Genomic DNA, 12,755 nt, shown 5'->3' on the forward strand with positions numbered 1-12,755 from the left:
ATAATTATGAAAGCGTTTACTAAAAATGTTACCGTTCAGTCGAGTGAAACAGACTCTTTATTAAAGGCCGCTTTAAAGCAGCAAGTGAGCATTCCTTACGCCTGCACAAAAGGCGGATGTGGCATGTGTAAAGTGAAAATCGCGGAGGGACAATTCAGCCTAGGACTATGTTCAAAGCGTGCCTTAACAGATGAGGAGCGGGAGGCAGGCTATGTACTTGCTTGTCAAACGTATCCTGAAAGCAGCACGACAATCATCCTTGCCTGACGAACTATAAAAAAGAAAAGGTGAGATCATGATGGAGACGGAGCAATCTTTATTGAAACAGCTGAATATTACATGCAAGGATGGAATGGTGTATGCCGATCATACCCGTTCCATTCTTATTTCTATTGAGGCGTTTGGCACATTGAGAAGGGATTTAATCGAAAACATCGGGTTGGATCGAATGAAGGCCTTCTTTTTTCGTTATGGCTGGCAAATTGGCTGGCAAGATGGCGAAAAAGCACTCGCTGCTGCGTTTGATTCGTTGGAGGAGCAAGTGAAATATGGCCCTGTGCTTCATTCGTTAAAGGGGCATGTGCAAGCGACGATGGATCGTATTCGGATTGTTGAGCAAGCAGGAAAAGTCCAGCAGTTTCATATGGAAGGCGTTTGGCGGCATTCGTATGAAGCGGTTGAGCATGTGACGCATTTAGGGTTGTCGGATGTACCTGTTTGCTTTACGTTAACGGGATATGCGAGCGGATATGTGACGCGTCTTGTTGGTGAAACAGTGATTTTTAAGGAAACGCAATGTATCGGAACAGGAGCGGAAGACTGTCGCTGGGTGGGCAAGCTTGCGTCAGAATGGGGGGAGGAAGCATCTGAGCAAATTGGCTATTGTGAGGAGCAGCCCATTTTAAGAGAGTTGGAGGTGGCGAATGAAAAGCTGTTAGAAGAGAAGAATCATTTGGCTAAAGTGATGCTTGTGCATAAACTGCTGACGGAGGAGATTATTAAAGGCAATCATCTCGACTCGATTGTTCAAGTGATGTATGAGCAAACTGGGATTCCTGTGTTAATTGAAAACATTCACCATCAGCCGCTCGCGTACAAAGGAATTCATGAGGAATGGTTACAGCAGGCGCAACAAGAGCTAATCGATCGAGTGCTTCTATTAGAGAAAACGAAATGGCTTCGAACAGCGAGTTGCTATCGCCTTATGTCTCCCGTCTTTTTACAAGGAAAGAAAGTGGGGTATTGTTCTTTCTTTTTAGAAGAAAATCAAGTCGCTAATCCAGAAATTTTGACGATGTTTATTGAACGGATGTGCTCGGTCTGTTCGTTAGTCTTGCTCAATGAAAAAACAAAATTTGAATCAGCCGAACGAATGAAGGGGCGCTTTTTAGATGAGATTTTGAGCGGCAAATACACCGATGAGCAAGAAATTGTCAAACGAGCTAGCCTCATTTCCCTCGATTTATCAAAAGCCTATTATTTCATCGTTGTTCATTATCAATTGGCGGCGAAAGATATTAAAAAAGAACTCACCTTCTACGAACAAATACTCGAAACGACGGCTAATTTTTTTAAACAAGCCGGCTTACACGCTCTCATTGGCCAGCGGGATTCGGCCATTATTGCCCTCGTATCCGACCCGAAAGGAGAGGTTGCTTCCCTTTGTGAAGCGTTGTTACAAGAACTGTCTAATCGCTGCGTCAAAGTGGAGTGCCAAGTGGGAATTAGCTTAAAAAATGATCATATTCTCCAAGCGAGGGAAGCGTATGAAGAGGCTTTGACGGCGCTAAGAATGGCATCGCGGCAACTGCCGATTGTTCATTTTGAGTCACTCGGGATCGTTGGAATGTTAATCAACAGCAACAATGAAGCGGCTATTGAGAAAATTGCGAAATATACGCTTGGTGCATTGTATGATACACTGGATGAGAAAAAAGTAGAGCTATTAAATACGTTGTATACATTTTTGCTCAATGGGGGCAATTTAGAAGCAACAGCCGATGAATTGGCCTTGTCTGTCAGCGGTTTGCGCTATCGCATGAGCAAAATTGACCAAATACTAGATGTGAGCCTGCGGGATGCAGAAGCGACCTTTCAGCTTTTGCTTTCCTTGAAATCTCTCAAATCCATCGGCAAGCTCGATTTGTGAGGACAGGCTAGTAAGGAGGAACATACATGCAACCTGCGCGTTTACAGCCTGGAGACGAAGTACGAATTATTGCCCCATCGACAAGCATGGCGGTAGTGAAAGGGGAACAAGTGAAGCTCGCGACCGAGCGATTAGAGAGCTTTGGCTTTCGCGTGTCGTTCGGTCGTCATGTGGATGAACACGATATGTTTTTTTCTACGTCTGTGGAAAATCGAATCGAAGACTTGCATGAGGCGTTTCGCGATCCCAACGTGAAAGCGATTTTTGCCGCGATTGGCGGCTATAATGCCAATCAGCTGTTATCGCATATTGACTATGAATTGATCAAAGCGAACCCGAAAATAGTATGTGGATATAGTGATATTACCGCTCTGCAGTTAGCTATTTATGCGAAAACAGGACTCATTACATACTCAGGGCCTGCCTTTTCAACTTTCGGCATGAAGCACTTGGCGGATTATGTCGTGCAAGGAATGCTCACCGCTTTAACCAATGATGCCCCATTTGAACTCGAAACGTCGGATCGATGGAGCGACGATAAATGGTATTTAGAACAAGATCAACGCACCTATTATCCGAATACAGGTCCTCTAATTATGACAGAAGGAAAAGCGGAAGGGCGCTTGATTGGCGGTAATTTATGTACGATCAATCTGTTGCAAGGAACGGAATTTATGCCTTCTTTGAAAGATGCCATTTTGTTTATCGAAGACGATAATGAGTCCCATCTCATGACCTTTGACCGTCAACTGCAATCGCTATTGCATTTGCCGGATGCGAAGGAAATAAAAGCGGTGCTCATCGGCCGCTTTCAAAAAGAGTCGAATGTGACGGAGTCTGCGCTTGTGGCCATGTTGAAAAACAAACCGGAATTAGCGCATATTCCAGTGGTTGCCAACCTCGATTTCGGCCACACCGACCCACTCGCTACGTTGCCCATCGGCGGCTTTGCGGAAGTGGTAGTCAAAAATGGGAAGACTGACATTTGGATTAGTTAATCGAAGCGGTTTTGTAAGGAAAAGAATTCTTTACAAAGCCGCTTTTTTATCCCGCATTAACGGGCTGTAAGACTCCCGCCTGAAAATCCGCGGGCGTATAGAGGGGATCCAACAGCCCGTAAAAGCCCGATCCGTTCAACTAACAATCATTGGGAGATGAAGAACACTCCCAATGATTGAAGTTTCACTTTATGTGGACATTATTTAATAAGTGTGCTTATTATATTAATAAGTGCACTTATTAAAAAGCGAAAAAGGGGAGAAGGCAATGAGTACGAAATTCTGGATTGGTGTCGTATCTGAAGAGCATGTTCACATAGGGGTGAATGGGGAGTTTGCTCAGCTTTGTCATGGAAAAGCAGCACCATTAAGAAGAATGAAGAAAGGCGATTGGATCATTTACTACTCTCCGAAAACTAGCTATCCTAATGGAAAGACATTGAAATATTTTACGGCGATCGGCCAAATTAAAAGTGGAGAGGTTTATCCATATGAAATGTCGCCTGAGTTCATTCCATTTAGGGTGGATGTTGATTATATCGAATGCAACGCAATGAGCTTTGATCAGATTAAATCGAAGTTGAACTTTTATCAGACGACTTCAAATGTTGGTTTATTATTTCGCAGGGGACATTTTGAAGTGAGTAAAGAAGATTTTCTAACGATTGCAAAAGAAATGGGGGTTAGTATTAATGAATTGGATGTCTACATTTGATGATCCGAATGAGAGTACAGGTTTTTTGCTGTGGCGTGTGTCTCAAGATTGGCAAAGAGCGATAACAAAGGAACTTTCCGAAGTAGGGCTTACTCATGTACAGTTTGTTCTTTTAGCCGCATGTGATTATCTGGCCACTTCAGAAGAACATGTTACTCAGAAAAAATTAGCTAGTTTCACAAAAACAAATATTATGATGGTTTCTGATGTCGTGAGGACACTTCAAACAAAAGGGTTCATAGAGAGAAGTAAAAATCCGCGCGATAAAAGAGAAATTCTGTTGACTCCTACGACAGAAGGGACTGAAAAAGTAAAAGTAGCGTTACCAATCGTAGAAGAAGTAGATCAAAAGTTTTTTAACGTTCTTCAAAATGCAAAGGCGGATTTCAATGAGCATCTATTGAAATTATTAGATGCAGAATAAGAAAGTGATATATTTCCCTTCAACGCATAGACAAGTCATTCGATAGATGCTATTCTTTTGGAAAAATGGAAAAGTTTTTAGAAAAAGTAAATGGTATACTTGTTAGTGTAATAAACATAGTGATCCGCAGCGAAGTGATTACATACAAAGGGGGAAAAGAGAATGAAAATTGTGAAAGTAAAAGATTACGAGGAAATGAGTCAAAAAGCGGCAGAACTGATTGTTGCCGAAGTGAAGAAAAATCCACAGATCGTGCTTGGGTTAGCAACGGGAAGCACGCCTGAAGGCTTGTATCAACGATTAATCGAAGACCACCAAACAAACGGAACGACATATAAAGAAGTGACCACATTTAATCTTGATGAGTACATAGGCTTGCCGAAAGAGGATCGCAATAGTTATTACACGTTTATGAAAACGCATTTATTTGATCATATTGATGTGCCAGTTGAGCAGGCTCATTTGCCGAGCGGGGAGAATGAAGACTTATCTGCTGAATGTGAAGCGTATGAGGCGTTAATTCATGAAGCAGGCGGAGTGGATATTCAAGTGCTTGGCATTGGTGGCAATGGACATATTGGTTTCAATGAGCCTGGCACATCGTTTGATTCACTGACACATATTATTGAATTGGATGAATCGACGAGAGAAGCGAATGCTCGCTTTTTTAATAGTTTAGAAGAAGTGCCGACTCAAGCAATTACGATGGGGATCCAAACGATTATGGCTGCGAAAAAAATTGTTTTACTAGCGTCCGGTTCGGCAAAAGTGGAAGCGATTTCGAAACTGTTATCGGGAGAAGTCACGGAGGCATTCCCAGCATCATGCCTGCACCAGCATCCTAATGTAACGGTCATTGTCGACGAAGCGGCCTTAAACGAAAATAAATAGTAAACCAAACTGTCGGGGGAGTGGCCCTCGGCAGTTTTTTAGTTGGAGGAAAGCGCGGGCAAAGTCAATGAAGCTGAAACAAGGCTGGTTCCGAAATCGGAGCTAGCCTTGTTTGTGTTATCCCGCATTAACGGGCTGTAAGACCCCCACCTCAACATGGCAGAAGAAGCGCAGACGTGTAGGTGGGGGATCAACAGCCCGTAAACGCCCGATCCGTTCAACTAACAATCAGTGGGGGATGAAAAAACCCCCTACTGATTGAAGTTTCACTTTATTTGAATAGTTTTACGCGTTCGTTAATTGGTTGGAACTCTTTGTCGCCAGCAGGAGCGGCTGGTTTGCCGAACGGCATTTGAGCAATCAATTTCCAGTTTGCAGGGACATTCCATTTCGTGCGCACTTGTTCGTCGATGAGCGGGTTGTAGTGTTGAAGCGTTGCCCCGAAACCTTCTTGTTCTAATGCTGTCCATACGATGTATTGAAGCATCCCTGAAGATTGCATTGACCAAAGAGGAAAGTTGTCTGCATAAGTTGGGAAACTTTCTTGAAGGCCTTTGACAACCGCTTCATCTTCAAAGAAAAGAACGCTACCGTATCCTGCCTTGAACATAGCCATTTTTTCTTCTGTTGGGCCGAATTGATCAGCGGGAACTATTTCTCTTAACGTGTCTCTGGTCAGATCCCAAAGTTGATCGTGCTGCTCGCCAAGAAGGACAACTACGCGGCCGCTTTGTGAGTTGAAAGCCGTTGGCGCATGCTTTACGGCAAACTCGATCACCTCTTGGATTCTTTCGTCTGAGACGGTTTGTTCTTTACTAATCGCATAAATAGAACGTCTAGCTTCTACAGCTGAATAAAAATTTGTCATGATTTTTTTCCTCTTTTCAATTATTTTTAATTTTATTGTTACATTTCGTAACCTAGTATAAAAATATTATATGATAAAGTCAAGTAACTTTATTTAAAAAAGTGTAAAGATATCTTTTTCGAGAAAAAAAGGGTATAATGAAAATGTAAAGAGGTGAAAGGCATGAAAGAAGTTGAGCTTTGTCCTAAGTTTGAAAAGGCGATGCAGATGATGGGAAAACGTTGGACAGGATTAATCATTCATCAGTTGTTGATGGGACCTCAACGTTTTTCAGAGATAAAATCAGGTTTTCCTATTAGCGGAAAATTATTAACAGATCGATTAAAAGAAATGGAAGAAGAGGGCTTGGTGACACGCCAAGTGTATCCTGAGGTTCCAGTTCGTGTGGAATATGAACTAACAGAAAAGGGACGGGCACTTGAAGCAAGTGTGAAAGAAATCGAGAAGTGGGCGCACCAATGGGTAGAACTATAACTAAAAAGAGAGGATGTCCGTTTTCGTTTGGACATCCTCTTTTTTTGTTCAGTTAGAATATAAATATTGCTCAGTGGAGTCGTTGAGTTTGACGGCAGAGTGCGCGACTTCTTCCGAGGCATGCTCAATTTCAGTAATAATGCTCGATAATTGTTGAAGCTGACCCTCGATATAGCGGTTTTGCTCTTTTGTGCCACTAATTAATTCAAGCAATTGATTGAAATCTTCATCAGTCTGTGCCATGCTTTTAATTCCTTTATGAACAAGGCTATTGACTGTTTCAACGGATTGACTGACTTGTCCGATGAGTGCATTTGTTTTTAAAATCAGCTCAGACACGCTTGAAGTGGATGTTTTTGTTTGATCAGATAGTTTGCGAATTTCTTCAGCGACAACGGCAAAGCCTTTTCCGTATTCTCCGGCGCGTGCTGCTTCGATAGAGGCGTTTAATGCGAGCAAGTTCGTCTGCCCAGCAATATTTCCTACAATTGTAATCACTTCTGTAATGCTTGAGGCGATTTGGTTTAATTCGGTTGAGAATGCCTGAATATCAGTAACTGCTTTTTGAATTTCAGACAGCTTTTGTCCTTGTTCTTTCAGCTGGTTTTGCCCTTGTAGAGAATGGCTCGCCGATTCATCTGCTAAGGACATGCCTTCTTTTGCTAAATGCAAAATCGAATCTGCTTGTGAACTAAGCTCTTTTAAAGAAGCGGATGTTTCTTCAGAAATGGCCGCTAACTCCTGTGAAATGGAATGGACTTGGTTTGTTAGGGCATCTTTGCGTTCGCTCTCAATAGAGCGGATGCGATCAAATTCAATTTCATACGCTTCTAGTACAAGCTGCTGTTCTAAATTTAATAGTTTAGACACAGCGCGCACAAGTTCCATTTGTTCTTCTTTAGAAATGTCCATTTCAGAAATAATACTAAAAAATGAATTTTGCAAATCTTGAAAGGCGGATAAATACCATTTCGTCTTTAGTCCGATTTTTACATGCATATTGGCAATATTGATTCGTTTTTGCAAAAAGACTTCATCAATCTCTCCATTAAACAGCTCTTGAATATGTCTTCTTAATGTTTTTTTGAGGCGATCGACGCTGCTATTTTCTTGAATGATATTCATCAAATTCGATTGCTGCATCAGTTTAGAATAAAAAGAATCAATAATCGATTCGAGATGTGTTTCAATTTGCGGGTGAAGGGATTTGATTGCCTTTAAATCGCGCTCTGTTAATTCAATCATTTTTAGTTGTTCATATAGTTCTGATCCCGGTTTGACGGATAATTTTACATTGGCTGTTGCAACGATCGATGAATGACTATAGTCATTAGACGTTTTTGATTTAAAAAATTTCATTTCCCCAACTCCTTGTATATCCCTATCTATCTATAAATTTATTTAAGTTTACCGTACTTTCAGCATTTGTGCTATGACATTTCGTACAGTTTATCAGTCCATTTACTGGGACTAAGGGATGATCGTCTACATGTTAGAAAGCTTGTATATATTCTTTTCTCTTCGTTCATGGCATACATTTTAGAAAATGAAAAGGGATGTGGTGTTATGAGACTTAGTGAATTTCTTTATAATCCATACATTGTGGGTGTGATGATGACCTGTTTGCTCACCTCATTTCTTGCTATTTTTTACGTAAGCTGGATGTTAGTCGGTGTTGCTTGTATCGGAGGAGGGTGTTTTTTTCTTTATATTCTAGCTGTTTATCGATTGGTTCTCTATCGAGGCCTTCCTAGGCATGGCAAGAAGGAAGATCATTTATTTATGTCGCTTTGGTATGCCTGGCCTTTATATGTATTAAGTACGATTGTTTTATTTTTGATTTTCGGAGAACTGGGGGCCATTTTTTATGCAGCGGGAGGATCGTTGGGCATTCTCATCAGTGAATGGAAGCAAGTGAAAAAGGTGGCGGAAAAAGCGGAGCAAGAACCGAAAGCTCAGGCGCAATAAAAATAGGGTCAGGTTTTCTCACTGACCCCATCATCAATCGTTAAACACTTTGCAGAAAGTCGATCACTTGTTCAGGTGATTTAGCATGAGCACTATGAAGGTGAGCGGTTTTTTCGCCATTTTTGTAAATCAAAAGACTTGGAATTCCCATCACTTCATACTTTTCAGCTAGTTCTGGAAATTCATCCCGATTCACTTCATACCAGTCGTATTGATTGTATTCCGCGATGATGTCATCAATGAACATGTCCATGCGGCGGCAGTCCGGACACCATCCAGCAGAAAACTTCATAATCACCGGTTTTTCCTGGGAAATTAATTGTTGAAATTGTTCTTCACTTTTCACTAGTTCCATTTGATTTCCTCCTTTGATTGAAGTTTCACTTTATTGTAGCGTTATCTTTTGAAGTGAACAAATAAAAGATTTCAATTATGTAAAGCTTTTGTTAAAGTGCTGAAATTAATGATTCATTTTTTTATACTGATGGTAATGAAAAAATAATTTTGGAGGGTATATGAGGAGATACGTAGAAATTTTTCTTGTGTCATTAAAGCTTGGCCTTACTTCTTTTGGAGGGCCGACGGCTCATCTCGGTTATTTCCAAGAAGAGTACATACGAAAAAAGCGTTGGCTAGACGATCAGCGCTATGCAGAGATTATCGCTATTTGTCAGTTTCTACCTGGTCCGGCCAGCAGTCAAGTCGGAATTGCGATCGGGATGATGCGCGGCGGAATGCTAGGCGGTTTTCTGTCATGGTTCGGTTTTACGATGCCGTCTGTTGTCATACTGATGCTGTTTGCGTTATTGTTGCAGCATTCTTCTTTTGATGCCAGCTATTTCATTTACGGGCTGAAAATTACGGCCGTTGCGGTAGTGGCTCATGCTCTGTCACAAATGAGTAAACAATTGACTCCTGATAAAGGAAGAAAAACAATCGCCATCGCTTCAGCTATTTGCATCCTTTTGTATCCGACAGCGATTGGGCAAATTGCCGTTATTTTGATAGCTGGAGTGGCAGGCGTGTTCATTTATAAAGAACAAAAATTGTCATCTGAGCTCTCCTTTGACTTTGGCATTGGCAAAAAAAGTGCGGCGCTCGCTTGGCTGTTATTTTTTGGATTGCTTATTTTACTTCCTCTTGGCCGAGAAAGTATGAATCAGCTATTTTACAGTTTGTTCGATACCTTTTTCCGAGCGGGATCAATTGTATTCGGCGGTGGACATGTCGTCATGCCGATGCTTGAGAGGGAAGTAGTTCCTTCAGGATGGATGACGGAAGAAACTTTTTTAGCGGGATATGGAATGGCTCAAGCTGTACCTGGCCCTCTGTTTACGCTCTCAGCTTATTTAGGGACAGCAGCAAGTGGCGTAGCAGGTGGGTTACTAGCGACAGTAGCTATTTTTCTGCCATCCTTTTTGCTGTTGATTGGGACACTGCCGTTTTGGGGATGGCTGCGACAAAAAAGCTATTTTCAAGCGTCCCTCATGGGGATTAACAGTGCGGTTGTCGGCATTTTATTAGCGGCGCTTTATGATCCTGTGTTCACCAGTGCGGTGAAGCGTCCGCTCGATCTTGCTTTCGTCCTTCTGATTTATGCGGCGATTGTGATTTGGAAGCTTCCAGTGTGGAAAATGGTTCTTGGAGTGCTCTCTGTTAGTTTATTGTTCACAGTTTTTGGATAATGACGCTGATCCTTTCTACATCAAGGGTCGGTAGGGTATTAGTCGAATAAAAGGATGTTTTAGCGGACGTTTCACTGTTGTTAAATTGCGTAATAAGGTTATAATGTAGTAGGCGTAATTTAATTAGAAAGAGGAATCGTTCGATGACTTCTCCAAATCAAAATTCTAGCCGACTTGATTTCGGTTTAATATTAATTCTTTTAATGATGTTTGTTGTAAGCTGTGTAGCGATTTACAGCGCGCAGACCACTGGACAGTATGGAAGTAATTTCGTTTTGAAACAGACGATTTATTATATTATTGGGATTGTGATTGTTTTTGTTGTGATTCGTTTTGACTCGGATCAATTATCAGCTATGTCATGGTATTTATATGGTTTTGGTTTATTAATGCTCATTGCTTTAATACTTGCACCAGATAGTATTGCACCGCGAATTAATGGAGCAAAAGCTTGGTTTAGATTTGGGCCATTGTCTATTCAGCCATCTGAGTTCGTTAAAGCATTTTTAATTTTGACCCTTTCAAGAGTGATGGTGACTCACCACCAAAATAATCCTGTAAAGACCGTTCAATCTGACTTTATGCTGTTGATTAAGTTAGGGCTTGTGACATTGGGTCCTTTGTTGCTTGTCATTAAAGAGGACCTTGGAACATCCCTTGTATTTATTGCCATTCTTTTAGCGATGATTTTTGTTTCAGGTATTTCGTGGAAAATTTTAGGCCCTTTATTTGGATCAGCTACAGCGTTCATTGTCGGTATTTTTTATCTTGTACTCTATAACCCTATGGTTTTAGAGAAATACCTTGGCGTGAAGCAATATCAATTTGGCCGTATTTATTCTTGGCTCGATCCATACAGTTATGAAAGTTCCACTGGCTTCCACTTGACGAGATCGTTGCTCGCCATTGGTTCTGGTCAAACAGCCGGGAAAGGCTTTGGTACTCGTGAAGTGTATTTGCCAGAAAGCCATACCGATTTTATCTTCAGTATTATTGGAGAAGAATTTGGTTTTATCGGGGCTAGCATTGTGGTCAGCTTGTTCTTTTTGTTAGTGTATCATCTAACCAAACTTTCACTGAATACGAAAATACCGTATTATTCGTATATGTGCGCAGGGATTATCGCCATGATCACATTCCACGTGTTTCAAAACATCGGCATGACCATTGGGCTTCTGCCTATTACGGGAATTCCGCTTCCATTCATTAGCTATGGGGGAAGTTCCCTTATGGGTGGGATGTTCGCCATGGGGTTGGTCTTCTCGATCACTTATAATGAACGTCGCTATATGTTTTCTTCGGATAACTAAGAGAGAGCCAGACTTGATGAAGGTCTGGCTCTTTCTTTTGCTTGTCGTGTCTAAACAGTCGTCTCCGCATTTCTTTGTCCAGCTGCAGGCGCTAGCGACTAGTGTACTTCCGCCATCCTCCTTACGATAAGTCAACATCGATTCACTAGCGTTCATCGTGTTTCCTTTATCTCATACGGCTGGCTGCAGTCCATACGTCGCTAAACAGCGCCTTCCGCTTTTCTTGTTGTCTAGCTCCGCCTCCTAGACACTCGAGTCAAATGCCAGCCTGACTGTATGGCTGAAGTACGCCATTCCGTCATTCTGTCATTTGCTTGTCGTGTCTAAACAGTCGTCTCCGCATTTCTTTGTCCATTTCATTTTTTTTTCACATTTGTGGGGTATAATGTCGGGACGCAGAAATTGTGAGGGAAAAGAGGGTTTATATGAAGAGAATGGTTGTTTTGTTAAGTGCTATGTTGCTTGTGGCGACAGGTTGTTCGAAAGAGGAGAAAAAGGTAGAAGAAAATAAAAGTGAAACTGTGGTTCCTTTAGAAGTAAAGATTCAACTGCCTGAAACGGTGAACGCTCATGAAAAGGTGAGCATTGAGGCTGTGGTTACACAAGGAAAAGAACAAGTAGAAGATGCAGATAAGGTCGAGTTCGAGGTGTGGAAAGGAGACGCGAAAGATCATGAGATGATCGCTGCGAAGCATCAAGGGGACGGCGTGTATGCCATTGAACAAGCGTTTGCTGAAGAAGGAAATTACTCCGTGATTGCGCATGTGACAGGGAGAGATCTGCATAATATGCCGAAAAAAGAGTTTGTTGTTGGAGCGCAAAAAACAGCGCCAAAAGCAGAGGAGACAGCGAAAAACACAGAAGAACATCAGCACGGTCATCATCATGGAAATGTAGCGATTGACTTTCATCCGGGTGATCAGTGGAAAGCGAATGAAGAAATTACCTTAACTACACATATTAAAAACGAAGGCGAACCGCTTCATGAAGCAAGAGTCCGTTTTGAAATTTGGCAAAAGGGCAGCGCGAAGCACACATTTGTTGATGCAACAGAAGGCGAAAATGGACAATACAATGCCCAAACGACTTTTGAAGCTGCTGGAGACTACAATGTCAAAGTCCACGTCGAAAAAGGCGAACTGCATGAACATATCGAAGTCGTGGTGCCTGTCACTCCCCGATAATTGTCGAATAGCAGGTCACATCCCCATCTGACTAGTTGGGGATGTTTTTTATCTGGATGTATCGATGCAGGTCTTTCATTAATCGGACA

14 protein-coding genes and 1 pseudogene are annotated in these 12,755 nt (G+C 41.8%); 11 read left to right on the forward strand and 4 right to left on the reverse strand.

The annotated features are described in order from the left end of the window. The first annotated feature begins 6 nt into the window (after positions 1 to 6). The 6 genes from IRB43_RS07675 to nagB all read left to right on the forward strand — a co-directional run bounded on the left by IRB43_RS07675 (position 7) and on the right by nagB (position 5,177). Positions 7 to 267, forward strand: a complete 261-nt coding sequence (locus tag IRB43_RS07675; RefSeq protein ID WP_203362878.1) for a 2Fe-2S iron-sulfur cluster-binding protein — start codon at positions 7 to 9, stop codon at positions 265 to 267. Positions 268 to 295: 28 nt separating this feature from the next. Next, on the forward strand, positions 296 to 2,149 hold the full coding sequence (locus IRB43_RS07680; RefSeq protein WP_203362879.1) for a XylR N-terminal domain-containing protein: 1,854 nt from the start codon (positions 296 to 298) through the stop codon (positions 2,147 to 2,149). A gap of 26 nt (positions 2,150 to 2,175) precedes the next feature. Further along, entirely contained in the window at positions 2,176 to 3,147 is a 972-nt protein-coding gene (locus IRB43_RS07685; protein WP_203362880.1) for a S66 family peptidase, read from the forward strand. A gap of 268 nt (positions 3,148 to 3,415) precedes the next feature. Then, positions 3,416 to 3,862 (forward strand): EVE domain-containing protein, encoded by a 447-nt coding sequence (locus IRB43_RS07690; RefSeq protein ID WP_203362881.1) that lies wholly within the window; start codon positions 3,416 to 3,418, stop codon positions 3,860 to 3,862. Next, positions 3,840 to 4,286, forward strand: a complete 447-nt coding sequence (locus IRB43_RS07695; protein WP_203362882.1) for a MarR family winged helix-turn-helix transcriptional regulator — start codon at positions 3,840 to 3,842, stop codon at positions 4,284 to 4,286. The genes IRB43_RS07690 and IRB43_RS07695 overlap by 23 nt, the downstream gene beginning before the upstream one ends. Before the next feature lie 162 nt (positions 4,287 to 4,448). Further along, a complete protein-coding gene (nagB, locus tag IRB43_RS07700) occupies positions 4,449 to 5,177 on the forward strand; it encodes a glucosamine-6-phosphate deaminase (protein WP_203362883.1) in 729 nt (242 codons plus the stop codon). A gap of 271 nt (positions 5,178 to 5,448) precedes the next feature. Here the strand turns inward: nagB and IRB43_RS07705 are convergent, their stop codons facing one another. Further along, positions 5,449 to 6,045 (reverse strand): nitroreductase family protein, encoded by a 597-nt coding sequence (locus tag IRB43_RS07705; RefSeq protein ID WP_203362884.1) that lies wholly within the window; start codon positions 6,043 to 6,045, stop codon positions 5,449 to 5,451. A gap of 162 nt (positions 6,046 to 6,207) precedes the next feature. On the opposite strand from IRB43_RS07705, the gene IRB43_RS07710 reads away from it, so the two are divergent. Then, positions 6,208 to 6,519: a winged helix-turn-helix transcriptional regulator gene (locus tag IRB43_RS07710; RefSeq protein ID WP_203362885.1), complete on the forward strand. Its 312-nt coding sequence runs from the start codon at positions 6,208 to 6,210 to the stop codon at positions 6,517 to 6,519. 48 nt (positions 6,520 to 6,567) lie between these two features. Here IRB43_RS07710 and IRB43_RS18185 read toward each other — a convergent pair whose 3' ends face one another. Then, positions 6,568 to 7,170, reverse strand: a complete 603-nt coding sequence (locus IRB43_RS18185) for a methyl-accepting chemotaxis protein (protein ID WP_481748130.1) — start codon at positions 7,168 to 7,170, stop codon at positions 6,568 to 6,570. Between the two features lie 174 nt (positions 7,171 to 7,344). Beyond that, positions 7,345 to 7,878: pseudogene (locus IRB43_RS18190) on the reverse strand (protoglobin domain-containing protein); the annotation flags it as partial. A gap of 207 nt (positions 7,879 to 8,085) precedes the next feature. On the opposite strand from IRB43_RS18190, the gene IRB43_RS07720 reads away from it, so the two are divergent. Then, positions 8,086 to 8,487 (forward strand): hypothetical protein, encoded by a 402-nt coding sequence (locus tag IRB43_RS07720; protein WP_203362887.1) that lies wholly within the window; start codon positions 8,086 to 8,088, stop codon positions 8,485 to 8,487. Between the two features lie 40 nt (positions 8,488 to 8,527). Here the strand turns inward: IRB43_RS07720 and IRB43_RS07725 are convergent, their stop codons facing one another. Beyond that, positions 8,528 to 8,842: a thioredoxin family protein gene (locus IRB43_RS07725; RefSeq protein WP_203362888.1), complete on the reverse strand. Its 315-nt coding sequence runs from the start codon at positions 8,840 to 8,842 to the stop codon at positions 8,528 to 8,530. Between the two features lie 160 nt (positions 8,843 to 9,002). Here IRB43_RS07725 and chrA point away from each other — a divergent pair, with 160 nt between their 5' ends. The 3 genes from chrA to IRB43_RS07740 all read left to right on the forward strand — a co-directional run bounded on the left by chrA (position 9,003) and on the right by IRB43_RS07740 (position 12,666). Next, positions 9,003 to 10,172: a chromate efflux transporter gene (gene chrA, locus IRB43_RS07730; protein WP_203362889.1), complete on the forward strand. Its 1,170-nt coding sequence runs from the start codon at positions 9,003 to 9,005 to the stop codon at positions 10,170 to 10,172. 143 nt (positions 10,173 to 10,315) lie between these two features. Continuing rightward, on the forward strand, positions 10,316 to 11,482 hold the full coding sequence (locus IRB43_RS07735) for an FtsW/RodA/SpoVE family cell cycle protein (protein WP_203362890.1): 1,167 nt from the start codon (positions 10,316 to 10,318) through the stop codon (positions 11,480 to 11,482). 425 nt (positions 11,483 to 11,907) lie between these two features. After that, positions 11,908 to 12,666: a FixH family protein gene (locus tag IRB43_RS07740; RefSeq protein WP_203362891.1), complete on the forward strand. Its 759-nt coding sequence runs from the start codon at positions 11,908 to 11,910 to the stop codon at positions 12,664 to 12,666. Positions 12,667 to 12,755: the final 89 nt, after the last annotated feature.

The sequence above is a fragment of the Bacillus sp. REN10 genome (assembly GCF_016820555.1).
In the GTDB taxonomy this organism is placed as follows: domain Bacteria; phylum Bacillota; class Bacilli; order Bacillales; family Domibacillaceae; genus Bacillus_CE.